The organism is Cryobacterium breve (assembly GCF_004402375.1).
Lineage (GTDB): Bacteria > Actinomycetota > Actinomycetes > Actinomycetales > Microbacteriaceae > Cryobacterium > Cryobacterium breve.
In genome coordinates, this window is record NZ_SOGJ01000014.1 from 1 (window position 1) to 20650 (window position 20650).

The window sequence follows — 20650 nt, forward strand, 5'->3', positions numbered from 1 at the left end:
ATTGTGCACGCTGTTGAGTTCTCAAGGATCGGACGCACCCGACTTCAAGCCCTACCATAGGCTGTCGCTTCGGGGCAACTCGTAAAACTTACCCGCCCGACAAGTCCCTGTCAAATCAAAGTGCGCGACTCATTTTGAGTGCGCCAAAGCGACTCAGAACATTTCACAAACTCAACCTGAAGCAGTCGGAGAGAGTTATTATCTTGGCTTCTTCTCGGCGGCTGTCCTAAAGGGACAGGCAGAGGAGAAACTAAAACCTTCGTCCCACTTGAGGCCGGGAAGCTCTACGGCTTTCCGAACCTGTGGGGTGACTAGAGAGACATTACGGTGAATTCTGGGGGCGCGCAACTCCCTCTGCCTTCCCGGGCGTGTCGACCTCGAGGGCTTCGCGCAAGCCGCTGAACCGCGGGTACTGCACCGCCGGTCGGGATCAGCGCCCGGTCGAAACCGTGACGGTGAATTTGGCATTCCGTCCAACCTGGTGGGTCGGGCCCACCAGCCGCGTGAGGGCGGGCCGATAGCCCAAGTGGGTGTTCCATACCGTCCACAGCTCACCTCCCCGTTGCAGCACCCGACCGGCGTCCTCAAAGAGCTTGAGCGCGATGCCGGCGTGAACCGACGAGCCGATGTGGAAAGGCGGGTTCAACATGATCAGCTCGGCCGACGCATCCGGTTGGCTCTGCAGGGCGTCATCACGCACAACCGTCACCCGGTTGACGAGTGAATTCGCCGCCATGGTGGCCCGAGCGGATGCGACCGCGGCGGCCGACTGGTCGGAGGCGGTTACCGACAGCTCGGGGCGGCGGCGCGCGAGCGCGACGGCGAGCACTCCGGTACCGCAGCCCAAATCGATGGCGCTCCCGGCATCCGGTTTCATCCGATCGAGGAACTCGAGCAGAAAGCGGGTCCCGATATCGATCCCGGCGCCGGCGAAGACGGCCCCGTGGGCGCTGACCGTGAGACCCAGATCGGCGTGGTCCACCGACTTCGGCCAAGCGGAAACCACCGACTGTGTCGGGGATGGGATCGGGGCGGCGGCCCGCAACACCCGGGACTTCTGCCGAGCCGGCGAAACTCTCAGCAGGCCGAAGTGCCGGCCAAGCACCTCGTTCATGGCCGGCGTCATGTGTTTGATGCGCCCACCGGCGATCACGACCACATCCGGCGCCGCAAACCGGCGAATGGCTTCGGCGACCTCGTCGAGAGCCGCCAGACTCCGGGGCAGCTGGAGCAGGACCACTCGCGCGTTGGCGAGCAGTTCGTTGCCCAAGCCCAGGGACCGGTAGGTATGGGTAAGCCCGACATCGGCCGCATTGAGGGCGAGGGCCAACTCTCCGGACAGCACGTCCTGGTGCACTCGGATGCCCCTGGCCCCGCCCAACGCGGCCGCGCCCAGGGTGAGTGCGCCGTAATGGTCCTCGAGCACCACGACCTCGCCGACCCCGGCGTCGGCGAGCAGATCCGCCGCCTCATCGAGGATCAGGCGGTCGCTCGCATCCGCGGCGAAGAGGTTGTCAGCTTCCACATCGGGGTAACGCCTCAGGCGGTCAAAGGAAAAATCGGACATTCCTTCAGGCTAACCCGCAGCCGCGGCTACGTGTCGTCGTTCGCCGGGCGGAGATCCAGCGGACGCCAAATCACAATCTGGTTCGACCGCCGCGTACGCGTGCCGGCGCGCATCGAAATGACCTCACCGGCCGGGCCCGCCGCGAAAACGCGGCGACCCGGGCGGTTCAGCAGTTCATCGGCCAGGGCCGATTCGAGTTCACGCAGGCGTGATTCGAGGGTGCGCACGTGATCCTCGAGTCTCAAGATGCGACGGATGCCTTCCAGGCTGACACCCTCGGCACCGAGTTCCGCGATCTCGCGAAGCTTGGCCACATCCCGCATCGAGTACCGGCGAGACCGACCGGGGGTGCGATCAGGGCTCACCAGTCCCAGGCGGTCGTACTGGCGCAAGGTTTGCGGGTGCATGCCCGCAAGCTCGGCGGCCATCGAGATCACGAAAACCCGGGTGTTCTCGTCCATTGTCAGTCTCTCGCCTTCGCGAGAAGGTCGTCGCGCGGATTCTCCTTCGGCAGGGATTCCGCGAAGGCCGCGAGTTTCTCCTCGGCGTCCTTCGACAGGTGGGACGGCACGGCAACCTGCACCACTGCCAGCAGGTCGCCGGTGCCCTTGGGCGTCACGACGCCACGCCCCTTGACGCGCAGCACACGTCCGCTCGGCGTTCCGGGGGCGATGCGCAGTTTGACGGGAGCCCCGCCCAGGGTCGGCACCTCGATGGTGGCGCCGAGTGCCGCTTCGACGAATGTGACCGGCACCGAGACCCGGAGGTTCAGTCCGTCCCGCTCGAAGACCGGGTGCTTGCGCACGTTGACCGTGAGCACGATATCGCCCGACTCGCCGCCGTCGGGACTGTGCTGCCCCTGGCCGCGAAGCTTGATCTTTTGCCCGTCGGCCACACCGGCCGGGATCTTCACCTTGATGGCGCGGCCATCCTGTGTCTGCAGGGTGATCTGATCACCGTGCGTGGCCGTGATGAAGTCGACGGTGGTCGACGCGATCACGTCACGCCCGCGGGTCGGTCCACCGTAGCCCCGAAAGCCGCCGCTCGAGGTTCCGAACCCGCCGCCACCCTGGCCGCGGCCGAACATTCCTCCGAGAAGGTCGTCGAAGCCGCCCTGCTCATAGGAGTAGCCGGGCTGCTGCTGCTGCCGGGCTCCCCCACCGAACATGCCGCCGAAGACGTCATCGAAGCCTCCGGCCTGGCCGCCGCCGGGGCGCGGGGCGGTGAAGCGAGCTCCACCGCCCATCGCGCGCACGGCGTCGTATTCCTTGCGTTGCGCCGAGTCGCCGATCACCGAGTGCGCCTCGCTGATCTCCTTGAACTTCGCCTCGGCCGCCGGATTGCCCGGGTTGGAGTCCGGGTGGTACTTGCGGGCGAGTTTGCGATAGGCCTTTTTCAACTCGGCCGGGGTGACGTCTTTAGACACACCCAGGACCTTGTAGAAGTCCTTATCGAACCAGTCCTGGCTAGCCATCGCTCGGTACCTGCACGACGACCTTGGCCACGCGCAGGAGCGACGAACCCAGGAAGTAGCCGGTCTCGATGACGTCACCGACGGTGTCCGACTCGATGCCGGCTGTGGGCAATTGGAAGATCGCCTCGTGGATGGTCGGATCGAACGGCTCACCGACCGTGCCGAAAGGCTTGACGCCCAGTCGCTCAACACTCGACCGCAGTTTCGCGGCGATCGTGCTGAACGCCGAGTCCTCGACCAGATCGCCGTGCTTTTCAGCACGGTCGAGGTCGTCGAGAACGGGGATCAATCCCTTGACGACATCCACGGTGACGCGCTCGCGCTCGACCTCGCGGTTCGCCTCGGTGCGCCGACGGTAGTTGGCATACTCTGCGGTGACGCGCTTGAGGTCGGCGAGATGCTCGCTCGTGGGCTCGTCGACTTCGCGCGCGGCGGCATCCAGGATGTCCTGGACCGTCAGCTCGTCCTCTTCGATGCCCTCAGCAGAGGCCTCGTCGGCGTTCACTGCTTCCGCGTCGGCTTCCTCGTGCGCGTCATTTTCCTCCCGCGCATCGGACCCGGGGGCACCCTGAGCGGATGCCCCCTCTTCGAACGGCTCGTCGCCGGGACGCTTCGTGTCGTCTGCCATTACTTCTTAGCCTCGGAAGCGTCGTCTTCGTCGTCGACAACCTCGGCGTCAACCACGTCTTCGTCGGAGGCGGCAGCGTCAGCGGTCGGCTCAGAGTCGGCCGGGGTGCCGGCAGCGGCATCCGCTTGGCTGGTCTTGTAAATGGCCTCGCCGATCTTTCCCTGGCTCTCGTTGAGCTTGTCGAAGGCGGTTTTCACGGCCGCGTCGTCGTCTCCGGCGAGCGCGGACTTGAGGGCGTCGACGTCGGCCTGGACCTCGGACTTGACGTCCTCGGGGAGCTTCTCATCGTTTTCCTTGATCAGCTTCTCGATCGAGTAGGCGAGCTGCTCGGCCGTGTTGCGGGTCTCGGCTGCCTCGCGGCGGCGCTTGTCTTCTGCGGCGTGCTCTTCACCCTCGCGCACCATGCGCTCGATGTCTTCCTTCGCGAGCGAGGATCCGCCCGTGATGGTCATCGACTGCTCCTTGCCGGTGCCCTTGTCCTTCGCGGACACGTGCACGATGCCGTTGGCGTCCAGGTCAAAGGTGACCTCGACCTGCGGGATGCCGCGCGGGGCCGGCGCGATGCCGGTCAGCTCGAATGTGCCGAGGTTCTTGTTGTCGCGGGTGAACTCACGCTCGCCCTGGAAGACCTGGATCGCGACGGACGGCTGGTTGTCGTCGGCCGTCGTGAAGGTCTCGCTGCGCTTGGTCGGAATGGCCGTGTTGCGCTCGATGAGGCGCGTCATGATGCCACCCTTGGTCTCGATACCGAGGCTCAGCGGGGTGACGTCGATGAGCAGAACATCCTTGCGCTCGCCCTTCAGCACGCCGGCCTGGAGTGCCGCGCCGACAGCGACGACCTCATCCGGGTTGACGCCCTTGTTCGGGTCCTTGCCGCCGGTCTCGGCCTTGACGAGCTCGTACACGGCAGGCATGCGGGTGGAGCCACCGACGAGAACGACGTGGGCGATGTCTTCCACCTTGACGCCGGCTTCACGGATGACGTCCTGGAACGGCTTCTTCGTGCGGTCCAGCAGATCCTCGGTCATTTTTTCGAACTGGGCGCGGGTAAGCGTCTCGTCGAGGTTGGCCGGCCCGTTCTCCGTAAGAGAGAGGTAGGGCAGCTGGATGCTCGCCGACATGCTGCTGGAGAGTTCCTTCTTGGCCTGCTCGGCGGCTTCCTTGAGGCGCTGCTTGGCGATCTTGTCTTTGGAGACGTCGACGCCGGTGGTTTCCTTGAACTTCTTGATCAGGTGGTCGACGATGCGCTGGTCCCAGTCGTCGCCGCCGAGGCGGTTGTCGCCGGCGGTGGACCGCACCTGGATGGTGGAGAAGTCATCGTCCTTGCCTACTTCCAGGAGGGAGACGTCGAAGGTTCCGCCGCCGAGGTCGAAGACCAGAATGAGCTCGTCTTCCTTGCCGCGGTCGAGGCCGTAGGCCAGAGCGGCCGCGGTGGGCTCGTTGATGATGCGCAGCACGTTCAGGCCGGAGATCTCGCCGGCCTCCTTGGTGGCCTGGCGCTCGGCGTCGTTGAAGTACGCGGGAACGGTGATGACGGCATCCGTCACCTTGTCTCCCAGGTACGCCTCGGCGTCGCGCTTGAGCTTGGCCAGGATGCGGGCCGAGACTTCCTGCGGGGTGAACTTCTTGTCGTCGATGGCGACGTTCCAGTCGGTGCCCATGTGGCGCTTGACCGACGAGATGGTGCGGTCGACGTTGGTGACGGCCTGGCGCTTGGCTGTCTCGCCGACCAGCACCTCACCGTCCTTGGTGAAGGCCACGACGGACGGGGTGGTCCGGAAGCCTTCGGCGTTTGCGATGACGGTGGGTTCTCCACCCTCGAGGACGGCCACCACAGAGTTGGTGGTTCCGAGGTCGATGCCTACTGCACGGGCCATGTGTGCGTTCTCCTTCAAAGTTTTTGTGCTCAACCTTATTTCTCAGAGTTGAGTGGTGCAGGCTCAAGTGTGCCAGTGACTCCGGGCGGAGTCAAGCTGCGCACCTGAGAGTTGAGCTTATTCGACTCAACTTTGGGATTTCATCTGAATCGATGGTTTTCGGCTACCCCCTTCCACTAGCCTCAGCGCATGACCGGGATAGCGGAGCAGGGCAACACGGATGCCCAGGCGTTGCCAGATACGACGAGCAAGCGCCGCGTAGTGGCATGGAGCTTCTGGGACTGGGGTTCTGCCGCGTTCAATGCGGTCGTCACCACCTTCGTCTTCACCGTCTACATCACGGGCAGCTCCTTCGGCGACAAAGACATGATCTCCGCCCAGCTCGGCTGGGCCCTCGCCATCGCCGGCTTCCTGGTGGCCGTGCTCGCGCCGATCACCGGGCAGCGCTCGGACACCTCCGGGCGGCGCAAGCTGTGGCTCGGCGTGAACACGTTCATCGTGGTGGCCCTTACGGCGGCGATGTCCTTCGTGCAGCCGTCGCCGGGCTTCCTGCCGCTCGGACTCCTCCTGGTGGCCGCCGGCAACGTCTTCTTCGAGTTTGCGAGCGTCAACTACAACGCCATGCTGTCCCAGGTCTCCACCGCGCGCACCATCGGCAAGGTCAGCGGCTTCGGCTGGGGAATGGGCTACATCGGCGGCATCGTGCTGCTGCTCATCGTGTACTTCGGCTTCATCAACCCGGATGTGGGCCTGTTCGGGGTGACTGGCGAGAACGGGTGGTCGGTGCGCGTCACCATGCTCATCGCAGCCGCCTGGTTCGGCCTGTTCGCACTGCCGGTGCTGTTCTCGGTTCCCGAGTACCACTCTCCTTCAGCCGTGCGCCGGCCCCGGGTGAGCTTTCTCCGCTCCTACATAGTGCTCGGGCAGGACGTGCGCCGGCTCTGGACGACCAGCCGCCAAACGGTGTACTTCCTCATCGCGAGCGCGATCTTTCGCGACGGACTGGCCGGGGTGTTCACTTTCGGCGGCGTGCTCGCGGCATCCGTCTTCGGATTCTCACCCGGCGAGGTGATCATTTTCGCGATCGCCGCAAACGTTGTGGCGGGCGTGGCCACCATCGTCGCCGGTGCGCTCGATGACCGGGTCGGCGCAAAGCCGATCATCGTGACCGCCCTGATCGGCCTCATCGTCTGCGGCGGGCTGGTCTTCTTCCTGCATGACGGCGGTCAGATCGTGTTCTGGACCGCCGGCCTTGCCCTCACCCTCTTCGTCGGTCCTGCCCAGTCGGCCAGCCGCACCTTCCTCGCCCGGCTGATCCCGCCGGGGCGAGAGGGCGAGGTTTTCGGTCTCTACGCCACCACGGGCCGCGCGGTGAGCTTCCTCGCCCCGACGATGTTCGCACTGATGGTCACGATCTTCGGCGAGACGTACTGGGGCATCCTCGGCATCGTGCTCGTGTTGTTCGTCGGGCTGCTCGTGCTGATTCCGGTGAGGGCACGGCAGGAGCAGATCGGCTGAGCGAAACCTGTTCGTAGGCTGTACATCACCTGAACTCTCGTTCACGCCCTCTTTCCTTGTGAGGCTAGAAGAATGACTATTCTGCAGATCCAGAAGGCCGAACTCCTCAATGCGCTGCACCTGCCGGGGACGCCGCTGATCGTCACCAACGTCTGGGACGCCATCACCGCGAAGGTCGTGGCCGAGACGCCCGGTGTCACGGCCCTGGCCACCGCCTCCCACTCGGTGTCGAATGTGCGTGGCAGGCCGGACGGCGAGGGGATCAGCGTGAACGAGGCAATCGAGGCGGCTCGGGTCATCGTCCAGGCCGTCGACCTGCCGGTGTCAGTCGACTTCGAGAAGGGCTACGCCCCGGATGCCGCGGGCGTGGCCCGCAACGTGCGCCGCCTGATCGAGGAGTCCGGCGCCGTCGGCATCAACCTCGAGGACTCGGTCGGCGCCGCGAAGGCGCCGCAGTTCGACATCCCGACCGCCGCCGCCCGGGTGACCGCCGCCCGCACCGCGGCGGAGGCCACGGGCATCCCCCTCGTGATCAATGCCCGGGTGGACACTCTGGCCGGCGGAGGAGAGTGGGCCGAGGCGGTGGCACGGGCCAACGCCTACCTCGATGCCGGCGCCGATGTGATCTTCTTCCTCGGACTGAACGACGAGAACAAGGTGAAGCGCGCCCTCGACGAGGTCAATGGCCGCATCTCGGTGATCGGGAATCCCGGTGCCGTCCCCCTGGCCCGCCTCGCCGAACTCGGCGTCTCTCGGGTGAGCTTCGGTCCAGGCACGCTCGGCCTCACCCTCGCCGCACTGCAACGCGCCGCGACTCAGCTCACCGCTCTCGGGGAATACCCGGAAGATCTCGGTTTTCCCTTCGCCCTGTAGTGGCGCCGACGCGGCGGGATGAGCAATAGGATCGAGAGAAAATGGGAGGGTCCGGACATGAAATTCAGCGTCTCCGCCGGGTTCGTCCGAGGCTTCCTGGTCGGTCTGCTCCTATTCGGGGCGGCGTCGTCGTTCGCCGGGATGATCCTGCTGTCGGTGGCGAACGGGGGCGGCATCCCGCTCGCATATCTGGACAGCACCCCGTTCTCGTCGTACGTCGTGCCGGGAATCGTGCTCGGCGTGATCGGCGGAGGAACGCAGCTCCTCGCCGCGATCGGGCTGCTACGCCGCCGCCGCTGGGCGCTGATCGCCACGGTCGTCGCCGGGTTCGGCATGATGGTCTGGATCTTCGTGGAGATCGCCCTGATCCGAGAGTACTCGGACCTGCAGACCGTGTACTTCGCCCTCGGCGCGCTCGAACTCATCGCCGTGTTCGCGCTGCTCGGCCTCGCGCCTGGCGTGGTGCGCGGGCTGACGCAGACCCGCGAGCGCGTCGCGCGCTAGTCGATTCGAACTCTGCGTGACGCGTCGATCGACGCTAGCGGATGCGGGCGGCCTCGTTGTGCTCTATGAGCAGCCAGGTCGTGCCCTCGTCGTTGGAGACCCAGCCCTCCCAGGCGTAGGTGTCATCCGTGATCGAGACGAAGTTCCAGCGGATCGGCCGGCCGTCGGTTCCGGTGCCGTCCTGGCGCAGACCGTTGCGGTGTGGCGTGGCGACGAGGTGGCAGTATTCGCCGGAGGCCGGGGCGAAGTAGCTGACCCGCCAGACACCGGCGTAGGGGTCGTAGACCCGGAGGGCGGTGGCGACGGTCTCGAACCCGGTCGGGTGCGAGTCACTCGCGACGACCTCGACGTCCTGCACGGCACGCCCGTCGAGCACGAAGTCGACGATCCAGGTGAATTCGCGCACGGTCCATTCGCCGGTCGCCTCGTCCAGACGGGACCCCGTGGCGGCCCAGGCGCCGACCAACTGGCCGAAGCGGCGCATCCGTCCCGGGTACTCGGGAGTCGGTCCCGGCGCGACGAGCGCCTCGGCAAAGCTGGGCACGGATGTGGTCATGCCCCGATTTTACCGGGCACGTGTTGCATCCGTACGAACAGGGGTCCCCGACCGCGGTTCTCGCCGGGCATCCCAGGCGGGGCATCACGTCCGCGGTGGAACCAATTCGACGGAGATTCTGGTCTGAAAGCGCTCTTTCCCAGTTTCTCGGGCCCTTTCGCGCAAAATATCCGTTGAATTTCGTTCGGTGCTCACGGCCGGACGCACTCACCTGCACGGCCGGACGCACTCGGCCGGGCGCACGTGACTAGGGGACTTCGGGAGCTCCCCGCACATCCGTGCAGTGGAAGTTCTGGAACGACCGCGACGCCGTCGGCCCGCGCTGGCCCTGGTACCGCGAGCTGTACTCGCTCGAGCCATAGGGGCGCTCCGCAGGCGAGCTCAACCGGAAGAAGCAGAGCTGCCCGATCTTCATGCCGGGCCACAGCTTGATCGGCAGTGTCGCGACGTTACTCAGCTCGAGCGTCACGTGGCCGGTGAACCCGGGGTCGATGAACCCGGCAGTCGAGTGCGTGAGCAGGCCGAGCCGGCCCAGCGAGCTCTTGCCCTCCAGTCGCGCAGCGACGTCGTCCGGCAGGCTGACCTTCTCGTACGTGGACCCGAGCACGAACTCCCCCGGGTGCAGGATGAACGGTTCGCCCGGGGCGGTCTCGATCAACCGGGTCAGATCGGGCTGGTCTTCGGCCGGATCGATATAGGGGTACTTGTGGTTGTCGAAGAGCCGGAAGAAGCCGTCGAGGCGCACGTCGATGCTCGACGGTTGGATCATGTCGGCCTGGTACGGCTCCAGACGGATTCGTTCCGCGTTGATTTCAGCTTTGATGTCGCGATCCGAGAGCAGCACGCGTCCAGCCTAACGGCGTGGACTTGATATGCTGGCACGGTTCCGGTGCGGGCTTGCCTGCAGGTGGACACGCGGATGTAGTTCAATGGTAGAACTTCAGCTTCCCAAGCTGATAGCGCGGGTTCGATTCCCGTCATCCGCTCCCTTGTCAGTTCGCACCATCACAGGGCGGCCCCGTGTCGGTCGCCTCCGGTATCGTCGACACTATGACCGACCCGACACTGCGTATGCCGAACTCCGTGTTGCGGGTGGTGCTTGATCTCGGCTCGCTGCCGCTGGACATCCCGCCGCTGCCTCTGCGTTTCCAGCACCCGGAATTCGACGCGGACTGGGATGAAGAGGAGCAGGTCGCCGGAATCTTCCTCGGCTTCGACGACGGAGAGTTCCACCTCGACATCATGGAAGAGGGTGTCGAGTACCACTTTCACCGCGCGGACGGCTCGTCTAGCGACGACAGCCCGTGGCCGGCCGCCGACACCCAGGCGCTCGTCGACTGGGCGAATGGATTCGTTCTGCACGTCGCGCCGCGCCTGCCCGACCTCCTCGAAGATGCCGACGAAGCCGCCGAATGGCACCATGTGGGGTTGCCCGTGTATTCACGCGACTACGGCCCGGTCCCACTCGAGATTCTGGAGGTGGAGCTGGAAGGCGAGCAGCTGATGCTGCCCTGGCTCGGCTCCGGCCACATCGACGACGAGCACCTCGACGGGCCCGACCACCCGATCGCGCTGCTCTGGAACCCGGAGCACGAAGAGCCGGACCTCGCGATCGCGCGGGTGTGGCTGGACCCGAAGACCGGCGAGCCGAAAGCACGGGCGGAGGCCGGTGTGAACTGGACGGCCGTGGGACTCACGCAATCAGAGGTTCTGTCCTGGGCGGAGAGTCTCTACCTGAACCACCATGTGATCGGCGACCCGGCACAGATGATCATGCGGGCCGCACTCGAGCGCATGGCGGGGCTTGACCGCTGACGGCGCCGGCCGAGAACACCCCACTGTCGAGCATCGCCCAGGTGGGCGACAGGCCCGCGATCGATACCCGCGCGTTCGTTCCCATTTCTATCGGTGCCGAGCGCCGCTCCACGGTTCGCGAGCCGGAAGAAACCTGAGGTCACGGCCCCACAGTATTTGTCCGGCGAATTGTGTATTCCCTTTCCGCGAACCGCTATGTTTATCGCGGGGGGCTTGACGGGGCGATGTAAGGACCGTTCTTTCCCTTTGCCGCCGCGTCTAGGGAGAACAATGAATCGTCGTTTGCAGTCCGCAATTATTGCGTCACTGGCTGTCGCCGCCTTGGGTTTGACCGGGTGCGCATCGGACCAAGGTGGGGAAGCCGCCGCCGGCGGCAAACTCAGCTACGAGGACAGCCCGCTCAACAAGTACCTGTCCGCCGGGTACGGCGAGTACGACGAAGACACAGCGATCGCCGACTCGAAACAGATCGAAGAGAGCACCGCGGCCTGTATGGCCGAGGAAGGCTTCGACTACGTCCCCGTCGACCAGTCGCAGAACATGTCGTTCGATATGGACGACCAGGAGGATCGCGAGACCGAGGAATGGGTCGCCGCGAACGGCTACGGGATGACCCAGAGCCCGGAAGACGTGGCGGCCCAGCAGGAGCAGGCGGAGTCGTACGTCGACCCCAACCAGGATTACGTCGCATCCCTGTCCGAGGGTGAGCAGACCGCGTACTACGAGGTGCTCTACGGTCCACCCCAGACGGAAGACATGATGAACGAGGACGGCTCTTCCGAGTACAACTGGGAGGAGGCCGGCTGCTCGGGATCGGCCCAGCACGAAGTCAACGGTGACAACCCGTCCGAAGACAAGGCCCACAAGCCGCTTTTCGACGCGATCAGCAAGTTCTACGAGAAGCTGCAGAAAGATCCCGCCGTTCAAGAACTCGACGGCGCGTGGGCGGCCTGCATGGCCGACACGGGGCATCCGGACTACAAGGCGAAGCAGGATGCGATCAACGCGGCCAGCGAGCTCTCAAATGCCCTGTACAACAATGACACCGGCGAGGCTCCGAGCGATGAGGCTCTTGCTGAGGTGCGCGCGGGAGAGATCGAGATTGCGCTGGCCGACTTCACCTGCAGTGAGAAGGTCGACTACAACGATTCGATGCTCAAGCTGCAGTTCAAGCTGGAAGAGCAGTTCGTGGACGACCACAAGGCCGAGCTCGACGCGTTCGCCGCCGACAACGAGCAGGGTGAGTAGTGGCCAAGCGTGCGGCCGAGTCCACCCCGACCGCGCCGGAGGTCACCGACCTCGCTGACCTCGAGGCCACCGACGTCGGCGTGTCGACCCGCAGCCAGGGCTGGGGACGGCTCCTCAACGGCAACCGCACGATCTGGGTGATGTCGGCCATTGCCGTCGTCGCCCTGGCCGCAGGGCTCGTGCTCGGCCGGTTCGTCGTTTCACCAGCGGATGCCGCGAACAACGCCAAGGCACCCGAGCCCGGCCTGATCACGGTGCCGGTGGAGCAGAAGGTGCTCGGCAGCGACATCACCATCCGCGGGGACGCCACCTACGCCGACTCGGTCGAGGTCACCATCGAAACCGGGGACCTTGGCGGTCCGGCGATCGTCACCGGGCAGGTGCCGGAGGTCGGCGCCACTCTCGACGCCGCGGCCATCGCCCTCGAGGTGGCCGGCCGGCCGGTCATCGTGCTTCCCGGCGATCTGCCCGTCTACCGCACCCTCCGTCTGGGCGTGGCCGGGCCCGACGTGATCCAGCTGAAGCAAGGGCTCGAGGCCGTGGGCATCGAGGCCGGCGACGTGACGTCCAACCTGTTCGATTCCGACACTTCGGCCGGGGTGCGGGCACTCTACGAGCGCATCGGCTATCCCGCCCCGGACGCCCCCGAGGGCGTCACCGAAGCGGTTCAGTCCGCAACGGATCAGGTGAGATCAGCCGAAGACGGCGTGGCCCTGGCCAGACAGACCCTGTCGGCGGCGCAATCGGGCCCGTCCACCGTTGACCGGGTCGAGCAGGACAACTTCGTGCGCGCCAGCGATCGCGCCCTGGCCCTGGCACATGCAGCCGGCGAACCCAACGCGATCGCGGACGCGACGGATGCGCTCACGCTCGCGAAGACCCGGCGCGATTCGGTGTTCGCTGCCCGCGATGTCACGGCCGAGGCCTCCGCCCTGCGATCCGCGGAGCAGCAGGCGACGAGCGCCCGCGACTCCCTCACCACAGCCGAAGAGGCCACCATGACCTACCTTCCGGCCGGGGAGATCCTCTACCTGCCGGGGCTGCCCCGCCGAGTCGACGAGGTCACCGTGGACCGCGGGTCCACCATCAAGGGTTCCGTGATGCGGGTATCCGGTGCCACGATCCAGATCAGCGCCTCCGCGTCGGCGGGTGACGCCAAACTCATGAAGGTCGGTGATGCCGCAGTCCTGTCCCTGCAGGACGATTCCGAGCACGGCGCGACGGTGACATCCATCGCCGTCGCCGAGGCCACGGAGGGAACAGAGGCCGCGAGCGGGCGGTTCACCATCCTGCTCACGCCCGACGAGCTCACGCCTGAGCAACTGCAGAGCATCCAAGGAAGCAATCTGCGGGTCACCATCCCCGTCAGCTCAACCGACGGGGAGGTGCTCGCGGTGCCTCTGGCCGCACTCACGGCTGGCCCCGGCGGAGAGTCTCGGGTCGAGGTGCACCCCGGCCCCGGGGACGAGACCGTGCTCGTCGAAGTGACGGCAGGGCTCGCAGCCGACGGCTTCGTCGAGGTGGTCGCGGTCGACGGTTCCCTCGGGAAAGGGGACCTGGTTGTGGTCGGACGATGAGCCGACCTCCCGTCGTCGATCTCATCGACGTGACCCGGTCCTTCACCGGGCCGCCCGAGGTGCAGGCGCTCAAATCGATCAACCTGCGGGTGGAGAAGCAGGACTACCTGTCGATCGTCGGGCCGAGCGGATCGGGCAAGTCGACCATGCTCAACATCCTCGGGCTGCTCGACCGGCCGAGCGTCGGCGAGTATTACCTCGACGGAGCCCTCACCAGCCTGGCCGGCGAGGCGGAGCGGGCCGCGCTGCGCGGCGGCAAGATCGGCTTCGTGTTCCAGGCCTTCCACCTCATGCCGCATCGCTCGGTGCTCGACAATGTGCTCCTGGCCACGGTCTACAGCGGAGTTCCGCGCGCGGATCGCGAGCGACGCGCCCGGGCGGCCCTGCATCGGGTGCACCTGGACCACCGGATCGATTTTCTCCCCGGCACCCTGTCCGGCGGCGAACGGCAGCGGGTCGCCGTCGCACGGGCCGTCGTGGCCTCCCCCCAGCTCCTGCTGGCTGACGAACCCACCGGCAATCTCGACGCGACCACCTCCGGGGAGGTCATGGACCTGTTCGAGGAACTGAACGCCGACGGCCTCACCCTCATCGTGATCACGCACGACAAGGCCGTGGCGGATCGCGCGGGGCGCACCATCAGCATCGCCGACGGCCGGGTGAGCGAAACGACATGAAACTACGGATGCCCCGCCGGGGGCGAGCGGAGCGCGGGCCGGCCCCGGATGAAGCCGTCGATCGCGGGGGCGCGCCACTCATCGCCCGAGCGGACCGGTTCTCGGCGCAGGACCTCATCGTCGAAGCCAGCTTCGGCATCGGAGCCCGCCCCACCCGCCTGATCATGACCACGCTCGGAACGGTGCTCGGCATCGCGTCACTCGTCGTGACGATCGGTTTCGCCCAGACCGCGGCCGGCCAGATCGCCAGTCAATTCGATGCCGTTGCAGCCACCCAGGTTGTGATCGAACCAGGCAGCGCCAACAGCCTGAACGGCAAGGAGCGGGCAACGGGGAGCCTGCCGTGGGACGCGCCAGACCGGGTCAGCCGACTCGCCGGCGTAGAGCTCGCAGGTCTCGTCAGCGAGGTCCCGCTCGACGCGGTGACGATTACCGCGGTGCCGGTCAACGACCCCTCGGAACCGCCCACCCTCGGCCCGGCCCTGATGGCGACCTCGGCCGGGCTGCTCGACGCGGTTCGCGGACAGCTTGTCACGGGCCGGTATTTCGACGTCGGACACGACGCCCGGTCCGACCGCGTGGCGGTGCTCGGATCGCGCGCGGCCGAGCGCCTGGGGATCAACCGCGTCGACAGCCAACCCTCCATCTTCATCGGCGACTCCTCCTATACCGTGATCGGCATCATCGACGAGGTCGAGCGACGCCCCGACCTCCTCGACTCGGTGATCGTGCCGCTGGGCACCGCGCGCGCCGACTTCGGCCTGGCCAGCCCAGACGAGTTGCAGATCCAGATCGCGCTCGGCGCCGGCACGATAGTGGCAACCCAGGCTCCGATCGCCCTCAACCCCAACGCGCCGGAGAACTACGAGGTGCAGGCGCCCTCCCCCGGCTCCGCCCTGCGCGAGAACGTGCAGGCCGACGTGAACATAGTCTTCCTGATTCTCGGTGTGCTCGCCCTGCTCGCAGGCGGCCTGGGCATCGCAAACGTCACCATGCTGTCGGTGATGGAGCGGGTGGGTGAGATCGGTTTACGTCGGGCGCTGGGTGCGACCAAGCGCAACATCGCCCATCAGTTCATGGTCGAATCGGTGGTCATCGGACTGCTCGGCGGCCTTGTCGGGGCCGCGCTCGGAGTCTTCGCCGTCGTGGTGGTGTCGGTTATGCAGGGGTGGGCACCGGTCGTGGATCCCTGGCTCGCCATCGGGTCAGCCCTCCTCGGCGCCGTGGTGGGACTGCTGGCCGGGGTCTACCCCGCGGTCAAGGCATCGAACATCGAACCCATCATCGCCTTGCGCGGCAGCAACTGACCTGATTCCGCCGCGTGGCTCACGTCTGGCGGGCGCGGGCCTCATCGGCGGAGAGGGCGAGGTCCACGAACGCGCGCACCGCCGCCGATGCGCGCCGCTTGCGGGATGCGGCCAAGTACACGGTGAAGTCGGGCAGATCCGCGACGGGAATGCGGTGCACCGCGGGCGCGTCCCGCGCGGTGAAGGCCGGCAACAGGGCAACGCCGAGGCCGTTCGTCACGTATTCGGCGGCGGTGCCGATGTCGGACACCTCGATCATGACGCGCCGCTCGAGCCCGGCGGCGGCAAACGCGTCGTCCACGATCTGGCGGCTGGCGTAGCCGGGAGGCAGATCGATGAACTCCTCCGCGCCGAAGTCGGCGAGGTCCACCGCAGACGCGGAGGCCAGCCGGTGTCCCTGCGGTACGACCAGCACCATCGGCGACGACGCGAGCGGCACCGCCAGCAGTGCCGTCGGGGCCGGGCCGCTCAAGGCGAGAAAGGCCAGGTCGAGTTCGCCTGAGACGAGTTCGTCGACCAGACCGGCCGAACCGCGCCGCGCCGCGCGCAGCCGCACCCCAACTCCGGGGTGGCCGGTTCGGTAGACCCCGAGGAGCCTCGGCACATTCACGAGCGTGACCGAGGTCATCAGGCCGATCACGATCGCGCCGGTGATCGCGTGGGTGCTCTCCTGGGCCACATCGCGCACTTCGTTGACCGCGTCGAGTGCGTCGCGAACCTTCGGGAGCAGCAGTTCCCCCGTCGAGGTGAGCTTGATCTGACGCCGGCTGCGATCGAATAACTGGACGCCGAGCTCGTTCTCCAGTGAGCGCACACCCGCCGACACGGCGGACTGGGCGATGGTGAGGCGTTCTGCGGCCCGGGTGAAGCTCAGTTCGCCGGCGACGGCGCTGAAGAATTCGAACTGTCTGACATCCATTCACCTAGCATCTCATTTTCAGATCGGTGGTATCGCGATCCGGCGTTGCATCCTATCGTTCGAGCGGCAAGGATTGAACGAGATGCCGCAAGAGCGGCGACCCGGGAGGCTTGACCATGACAACGAACTCACCCGTCCTGAGCGACCATGAGGCAACGGATGCCCCGCTCACTCCGGCGGACGCCGGCCAGCCGAGCGCATCCGTTCGTTCCGCCGAACGTGTGGTCGAGGTCTTGGAGGCCTATGGCGTGAAGTGGGTCTTCGGCGTTCCCGGGGCCAAGATCGACCCGGTGTATGACGCTCTCATCGACGACGGTCCCGAGGTGATCGTGGTGCGGCACGAGCAGAACGCCGCCTTCATGGCCGCGGCCGTCGGTCGCCTCACCGGCCAGCCGGGCGTCGTGCTCGTGACGAGCGGACCGGGCACCTCCAACCTGGCGACGGGACTGCTCACTGCGACGACCGAGGGTGACCCGCTAGTCGCCCTGTGCGGCGCGGTCCCCCGGGCCGACCGGTTGAAGCGAACCCACCAGACTATGGATGCCGTGGGCATGCTCTCCGCCGTGACAAAGTCCGCCGGAGAGGTCAGCGTCGCCGACAACGTGCCCGAGGCCATCGCGAACGCTTTCCGCCAGGCCACCCAGGAGCCCAAGGGCGCCGCCGCCGTCGTGCTTCCTTATGACGTGCTCACCGACTCGACCAGCGTGTCGATGAAGCACCCGCACTGGGTCCCGACGCTGGGCGCCGCGTCCTCCGCGAGTCTCGAGCAGGCCGCCGCCCTGCTGAAGGATGCGAAGTTCCCGGTCATCCTGGCCGGTGCACGGTCCGGCTCGGACCGCGCCGTCGCGGCACTGCACCGCCTGCTGGGCGTGGCCGGGCTGCCCGTGGTCGAGACCTTCCAGGCTGCCGGAGTCATTTCGCACGAGCTCGAAGAGCACTACCTCGGACGGGTGGGCCTGTTCCGGAACCAGCCTGGGGACATCCTGCTGCATAAGGCGGACGTGATCCTGGCCGTCGGCTACGACTTCGTCGAGTATGAGCCATCGAAGTGGAACAAGGACCACCTGCGCGTGATCATCCACCTCGACGAGCTCTCGGCCGACCTCGACGACTACTACCGCCCCACGGTCGAACTGCGCGGCGACGTGGCCGAGACCCTCGACGCCCTCGCCCACCAGGTGGACGGCCTAACGATGCCGGCCCCCGCCGCCGCTGAGGTCGCCGTGCAGCGGGCGCGCCTCGCGCACGCCGACCAGCCGACCGGCCACCGGGACGAGGCCGAGGGCGTGCATCCGGCCGACCTCACGCTGATGATGCGCGAACTTCTCCCGGACGACACGACGGTGCTCTGCGACGTCGGATCGCACTACATCTACATGGCCCGGCATTTCCGCACCTACCACCCGCGCACCCTGCTGTTCTCGAACGGCCAGCAGACGCTGGGCGTGGCGCTCCCCTGGGCGATCGCCGCGACCCTGGTGCGACCGGGCACCCCTGTCGTGTCCGTCTCCGGCGACGGCGGCTTCCTGTACTCCGCCATGGAGCTCGAGACGGCCGTGCGGCTCGGATCGACGTTCACCCACGTCATCTTCAACGACGGCACCTATGACATGGTGGCGTTCCAACAGATGGGCAAGTACGGCCGCACGTCCGGCGTTCAGCTGGGCGACTACGACGCTGTGGGTTACGCCGAATCGTTCGGCGCCCACGGCTACCGGGTGACGCGCCTCGACGACTTCGCCGCCGTGCTAGCCAAGGCCTTGGCCGAACCGGGCCCGAGCATCATCGACGTGCACGTCGACTACCGCAACAATAGAGATGACCTGATGGCCGATCTTGAAAGTGATGTCCTGCAATGAGCAAGTTCACCGTCTCACGACATGAAATCTTCCAAACCAGCCTGATGAGCGCTCTGCTCGACGGGGTCTACGAAGACGAGATGACCGTGCGCGACCTGCTCGGGCATGGCAGTTTCGGCATCGGCACGTTCAACGGGCTCGACGGCGAAATGTTGATCATCGACGGCACCTGCTACCAGCTGCGAGCCGACGGCGGGGTGTCCAAGGCCGATCTGGGGGCCTACACGCCCTACGCCGTCGTCACGAACTTCGTGCCGCATATTGAAAGCGACCTGCCGAACAACGTCGTGCGGGCCGAGGCGTCGAAGTTCATCGACAAGCTCACGGCCTCCGAGAACTACATGTATGCCCTGCGCATCGACGGTGACTTCGAGTGGATCCGGATGCGCACTGTCGTCAAGCAGGAGAAGCCCTACCGCCCCATGGTCGAGGCCACCGACGAAGATGCGATCATCGAGCTGCACGACGTCTCCGGCGTCGTCGCCGGCTTCCGCACCCCGCTCTACGAGCAGGGCATCGGTGTTCCAGGTTGCCACACCCACTTCCTCACCGACGACCGCACGGCCGGTGGGCATGTGCTCGACTTCAAGCTGCGCTCCGGCACTGCGGCCCTCTGCCTCGGCACCGACCTGCGCCTGCAACTGCCGCTGACGGATGCCTTCAAGAACGCCAATCTGGCCCCGGACGACCTGGAATGGCAGATTCAAAAGACCGAAATGCACGCCTGACCGCGGACGTACGATGGGGAGGTGAATGACTCCCTGCCTCCGTGCCCCGTATGTTCCAGTGAATACGCCTACGAGATGGGTGCGCTCCTGGTCTGCCCGATCTGCGCGCACGAGTGGAGCAACGTTCCGGTCGACCAGGCCGAACCGTTCGAGGACGCCACCGTCAAGGACGCCTTCGGTACCGTGCTCGCCGACGGCGACACCGTGACCATCATCAAGGACCTCAAGGTCAAGGGAAACGCGACCTCGATCAAGGTGGGCACGAAGGTACGCGGCATCCGTTTGGTCAACGGTGTCGGTGACCACGACATCGACTGCAAGGTCGATGGGTTCGGCGCCATGCAGCTGAAGTCCAGTGTGGTCAAGAAGGCTTAGCCCCGACCGACGACCGAAGCGCCGCCAGGTCCGTGCTCACCAGGACCCGTATCCGTTCCGCCCGTCGCTGCCCATAGTCCGGATCCCGGCGATCGATCACCTGGTCGGCCAGTCGTGCGGCGACCGCGGCGCCGATCTCCTCGCTGGCGTCCTGCCGAGCGCGGTCGAGTAAGCCCGCAACCTGCGCGTCGTCGTCGGCCACGGTCCGAAGAGCAACGGCGAGCTTCAGGTGAACCTGCCGCCGCAGGCCAAGCTGACGCACGTCGAGCCTGCGGTCGTCCGTCAGCTCAAAGGCGCTGCGCTGTCGGGCGAGGTTCTTGCGCTGCCGGCCGGTTCGCTCGGCGTCCTCCTCGTTCTGGAGCACGAGCCGGTTCAGCTCGGTGCGGGCAGCCGCGGCATAGTCGGCGTCGGCAAAGTCGCGGTGCTCGCGCAGGGCGCCGACGATGATGTGGTTCTTCACGGCCATGCGCACCGCCGAGAGCGCGATGAGCAGGCCCTCCTCGACTATGCGTTCCATGGAGGCCATGGCGCCACCCTATGCCCCATGGTCACCCGGCATTTCCTCGCCAGACTGCCCGGGGATCGATGCCGCGCTCATCACGCGGGATGAGGCGGGCGGGCCTCACGTCCGGAGTGGTCGTGCGGGCGCGTGTCAGCGAGGGGATACGGGCGGTCTGTTTCCTGACCCGGATCGACGAGCTGGTGCAGAAAGCCGAGAAACAATGACCGAGCACGAGGCGCGCACGGCTGAACCGTCCGCGAGCATTATTCGGTTTCTGTCGGGCCGCGTCAAGGCCCTCGACGCGGTCGCACCCGGGCTGTGTACTGAGGTTCCAGCCCGAACTGGAGGAATCCATGACTATCACCGCACATGCCCCATCCGTTGCCACCTACAATCGCGCAGCCACGGATGCCTTCGGCGACTACCTGAGAAGGATCGGTATCGTCTCGCTCCTCACCGCTGAGGACGAGGTCGACCTGGCCCGCCGTATCGAGGTGGGCCTGTTCGCCGCGGAACGCAGCGAACGAGGCGTCGACGACCCGTCGCTCGCACGGGAATTGGCCTGGCTCGCCCACGACGGCCGCCGCGCGAAGAACCTCTTCATCGAGGCCAACCTGCGCCTGGTCGTGAGCATCGCCAAACACTA

Annotated in this window: 21 protein-coding genes and 1 tRNA gene; 13 read left to right on the plus strand and 9 right to left on the minus strand. The window is 66.3% G+C overall.

Translation table 11 applies throughout. The annotated features are described in order from the left end of the window. Nucleotides 1-430: 430 nt before the first annotated feature. The 5 genes from E3O65_RS05765 to dnaK are packed head-to-tail and all read right to left on the minus strand — an operon-like array spanning nt 431 to nt 5546. Nucleotides 431-1567 (minus strand): class I SAM-dependent methyltransferase, encoded by a 1137-nt coding sequence (locus tag E3O65_RS05765; RefSeq protein WP_134362793.1) that lies wholly within the window; start codon nt 1565-1567, stop codon nt 431-433. 26 nt (nt 1568-1593) lie between these two features. Then, on the minus strand, nt 1594-2028 hold the full coding sequence (locus E3O65_RS05770; protein ID WP_134362794.1) for a heat shock protein transcriptional repressor HspR: 435 nt from the start codon (nt 2026-2028) through the stop codon (nt 1594-1596). A 2-nt stretch (nt 2029-2030) separates the two neighbouring features. Beyond that, a complete protein-coding gene (locus E3O65_RS05775) occupies nt 2031-3041 on the minus strand; it encodes a DnaJ C-terminal domain-containing protein (protein ID WP_134362795.1) in 1011 nt (336 codons plus the stop codon). Further along, the gene (locus tag E3O65_RS05780) at nt 3034-3669 is read right to left on the minus strand and encodes a nucleotide exchange factor GrpE (RefSeq protein ID WP_134362796.1); all 636 of its coding nucleotides are present in this window, start codon (nt 3667-3669) and stop codon (nt 3034-3036) included. Before E3O65_RS05780 ends, E3O65_RS05775 begins: the two co-directional genes overlap by 8 nt. After that, nucleotides 3669-5546 (minus strand): molecular chaperone DnaK, encoded by a 1878-nt coding sequence (gene dnaK, locus E3O65_RS05785; RefSeq protein ID WP_134362797.1) that lies wholly within the window; start codon nt 5544-5546, stop codon nt 3669-3671. Before dnaK ends, E3O65_RS05780 begins: the two co-directional genes overlap by 1 nt. Nucleotides 5547-5735: 189 nt before the next feature. On the opposite strand from dnaK, the gene E3O65_RS05790 reads away from it, so the two are divergent. The 3 genes from E3O65_RS05790 (at nt 5736) to E3O65_RS05800 (ending at nt 8441) form a co-directional block, all read left to right on the plus strand. Next, the gene (locus tag E3O65_RS05790) at nt 5736-7064 is read left to right on the plus strand and encodes an MFS transporter (protein WP_134362798.1); all 1329 of its coding nucleotides are present in this window, start codon (nt 5736-5738) and stop codon (nt 7062-7064) included. Between the two features lie 72 nt (nt 7065-7136). Further along, on the plus strand, nt 7137-7937 hold the full coding sequence (locus E3O65_RS05795) for an isocitrate lyase/PEP mutase family protein (RefSeq protein ID WP_134362799.1): 801 nt from the start codon (nt 7137-7139) through the stop codon (nt 7935-7937). 57 nt (nt 7938-7994) lie between these two features. Continuing rightward, nucleotides 7995-8441 carry a hypothetical protein gene (locus tag E3O65_RS05800; RefSeq protein WP_134362800.1) on the plus strand — a complete coding sequence of 149 codons (447 nt, stop codon included), beginning with the start codon at nt 7995-7997 and terminating at the stop codon, nt 8439-8441. Nucleotides 8442-8475: 34 nt separating this feature from the next. On the opposite strand, the gene E3O65_RS05805 is transcribed toward E3O65_RS05800, so the two are convergent. Together E3O65_RS05805 and dcd are read right to left on the minus strand one after the other, a co-directional pair. Then, entirely contained in the window at nt 8476-8997 is a 522-nt protein-coding gene (locus tag E3O65_RS05805) for a hypothetical protein (protein WP_134362801.1), read from the minus strand. Nucleotides 8998-9244: 247 nt separating this feature from the next. Further along, the gene (gene dcd / locus E3O65_RS05810) at nt 9245-9841 is read right to left on the minus strand and encodes a dCTP deaminase (RefSeq protein WP_134362802.1); all 597 of its coding nucleotides are present in this window, start codon (nt 9839-9841) and stop codon (nt 9245-9247) included. 71 nt (nt 9842-9912) lie between these two features. Here dcd and E3O65_RS05815 point away from each other — a divergent pair. The 6 genes from E3O65_RS05815 to E3O65_RS05840 all read left to right on the plus strand — a co-directional run bounded on the left by E3O65_RS05815 (nt 9913) and on the right by E3O65_RS05840 (nt 15621). Beyond that, nucleotides 9913-9983, plus strand: a tRNA-Gly gene (locus tag E3O65_RS05815). Nucleotides 9984-10047: 64 nt separating this feature from the next. Then, nucleotides 10048-10812: a hypothetical protein gene (locus tag E3O65_RS05820; RefSeq protein ID WP_134362803.1), complete on the plus strand. Its 765-nt coding sequence runs from the start codon at nt 10048-10050 to the stop codon at nt 10810-10812. 270 nt (nt 10813-11082) lie between these two features. Then, entirely contained in the window at nt 11083-12060 is a 978-nt protein-coding gene (locus tag E3O65_RS05825) for a hypothetical protein (RefSeq protein ID WP_134362804.1), read from the plus strand. Next, nucleotides 12060-13637: an efflux RND transporter periplasmic adaptor subunit gene (locus E3O65_RS05830; RefSeq protein WP_241985789.1), complete on the plus strand. Its 1578-nt coding sequence runs from the start codon at nt 12060-12062 to the stop codon at nt 13635-13637. The genes E3O65_RS05825 and E3O65_RS05830 overlap by 1 nt, the downstream gene beginning before the upstream one ends. After that, a complete protein-coding gene (locus tag E3O65_RS05835) occupies nt 13634-14314 on the plus strand; it encodes an ABC transporter ATP-binding protein (protein WP_134362805.1) in 681 nt (226 codons plus the stop codon). The genes E3O65_RS05830 and E3O65_RS05835 overlap by 4 nt, the downstream gene beginning before the upstream one ends. Continuing rightward, nucleotides 14311-15621: an ABC transporter permease gene (locus E3O65_RS05840; RefSeq protein ID WP_134362806.1), complete on the plus strand. Its 1311-nt coding sequence runs from the start codon at nt 14311-14313 to the stop codon at nt 15619-15621. Before E3O65_RS05835 ends, E3O65_RS05840 begins: the two co-directional genes overlap by 4 nt. A gap of 19 nt (nt 15622-15640) precedes the next feature. On the opposite strand, the gene E3O65_RS05845 is transcribed toward E3O65_RS05840, so the two are convergent. Beyond that, a complete protein-coding gene (locus E3O65_RS05845; protein WP_134362807.1) occupies nt 15641-16540 on the minus strand; it encodes a LysR substrate-binding domain-containing protein in 900 nt (299 codons plus the stop codon). 116 nt (nt 16541-16656) lie between these two features. Here E3O65_RS05845 and alsS point away from each other — a divergent pair, with 116 nt between their 5' ends. From alsS to E3O65_RS05860, 3 genes are read left to right on the plus strand one after another with little or no spacing between them, the layout of a single operon-like run. After that, nucleotides 16657-18399 (plus strand): acetolactate synthase AlsS, encoded by a 1743-nt coding sequence (gene alsS / locus E3O65_RS05850; RefSeq protein ID WP_134362808.1) that lies wholly within the window; start codon nt 16657-16659, stop codon nt 18397-18399. Beyond that, nucleotides 18396-19127: an acetolactate decarboxylase gene (gene budA / locus E3O65_RS05855; RefSeq protein ID WP_134362809.1), complete on the plus strand. Its 732-nt coding sequence runs from the start codon at nt 18396-18398 to the stop codon at nt 19125-19127. The genes alsS and budA overlap by 4 nt, the downstream gene beginning before the upstream one ends. Nucleotides 19128-19148: 21 nt before the next feature. After that, nucleotides 19149-19502 (plus strand): zinc ribbon domain-containing protein YjdM, encoded by a 354-nt coding sequence (locus E3O65_RS05860; RefSeq protein WP_134362810.1) that lies wholly within the window; start codon nt 19149-19151, stop codon nt 19500-19502. On the opposite strand, the gene E3O65_RS05865 is transcribed toward E3O65_RS05860, so the two are convergent. After that, nucleotides 19489-20028 carry a hypothetical protein gene (locus E3O65_RS05865; protein WP_134362811.1) on the minus strand — a complete coding sequence of 180 codons (540 nt, stop codon included), beginning with the start codon at nt 20026-20028 and terminating at the stop codon, nt 19489-19491. The two genes, E3O65_RS05860 and E3O65_RS05865, sit on opposite strands and share 14 nt — an antisense overlap. A gap of 329 nt (nt 20029-20357) precedes the next feature. Here E3O65_RS05865 and E3O65_RS05870 point away from each other — a divergent pair. Beyond that, nucleotides 20358-20650, plus strand: a 293-nt coding sequence (locus E3O65_RS05870; RefSeq protein ID WP_277870775.1) for a sigma-70 factor domain-containing protein, incomplete at its 3' end; no start/stop codon positions are given.

Bases quoted from the DNA above. Each gene is read 5' to 3' on its own strand.
- E3O65_RS05780 (WP_134362796.1), bottom strand. From the start codon at position 3,669: ATGGCAGACGACACGAAGCGTCCCGGCGACGAGCCGTTCGAAGAGGGG.
- E3O65_RS05790 (WP_134362798.1), top strand. From the start codon at position 5,736: ATGACCGGGATAGCGGAGCAGGGCAACACGGATGCCCAGGCGTTGCCA.
- E3O65_RS05805 (WP_134362801.1), bottom strand. From the start codon at position 8,997: ATGACCACATCCGTGCCCAGCTTTGCCGAGGCGCTCGTCGCGCCGGGA.
- dnaK (WP_134362797.1), bottom strand. From the start codon at position 5,546: ATGGCCCGTGCAGTAGGCATCGACCTCGGAACCACCAACTCTGTGGTG.
- alsS (WP_134362808.1), top strand. From the start codon at position 16,657: ATGACAACGAACTCACCCGTCCTGAGCGACCATGAGGCAACGGATGCC.
- E3O65_RS05765 (WP_134362793.1), bottom strand. From the start codon at position 1,567: ATGTCCGATTTTTCCTTTGACCGCCTGAGGCGTTACCCCGATGTGGAA.
- E3O65_RS05825 (WP_134362804.1), top strand. From the start codon at position 11,083: ATGAATCGTCGTTTGCAGTCCGCAATTATTGCGTCACTGGCTGTCGCC.
- E3O65_RS05775 (WP_134362795.1), bottom strand. From the start codon at position 3,041: ATGGCTAGCCAGGACTGGTTCGATAAGGACTTCTACAAGGTCCTGGGT.
- E3O65_RS05770 (WP_134362794.1), bottom strand. From the start codon at position 2,028: ATGGACGAGAACACCCGGGTTTTCGTGATCTCGATGGCCGCCGAGCTT.
- E3O65_RS05840 (WP_134362806.1), top strand. From the start codon at position 14,311: ATGAAACTACGGATGCCCCGCCGGGGGCGAGCGGAGCGCGGGCCGGCC.
- E3O65_RS05795 (WP_134362799.1), top strand. From the start codon at position 7,137: ATGACTATTCTGCAGATCCAGAAGGCCGAACTCCTCAATGCGCTGCAC.
- E3O65_RS05835 (WP_134362805.1), top strand. From the start codon at position 13,634: ATGAGCCGACCTCCCGTCGTCGATCTCATCGACGTGACCCGGTCCTTC.
- E3O65_RS05865 (WP_134362811.1), bottom strand. From the start codon at position 20,028: ATGGCCTCCATGGAACGCATAGTCGAGGAGGGCCTGCTCATCGCGCTC.
- E3O65_RS05820 (WP_134362803.1), top strand. From the start codon at position 10,048: ATGACCGACCCGACACTGCGTATGCCGAACTCCGTGTTGCGGGTGGTG.
- E3O65_RS05800 (WP_134362800.1), top strand. From the start codon at position 7,995: ATGAAATTCAGCGTCTCCGCCGGGTTCGTCCGAGGCTTCCTGGTCGGT.
- budA (WP_134362809.1), top strand. From the start codon at position 18,396: ATGAGCAAGTTCACCGTCTCACGACATGAAATCTTCCAAACCAGCCTG.
- E3O65_RS05845 (WP_134362807.1), bottom strand. From the start codon at position 16,540: ATGGATGTCAGACAGTTCGAATTCTTCAGCGCCGTCGCCGGCGAACTG.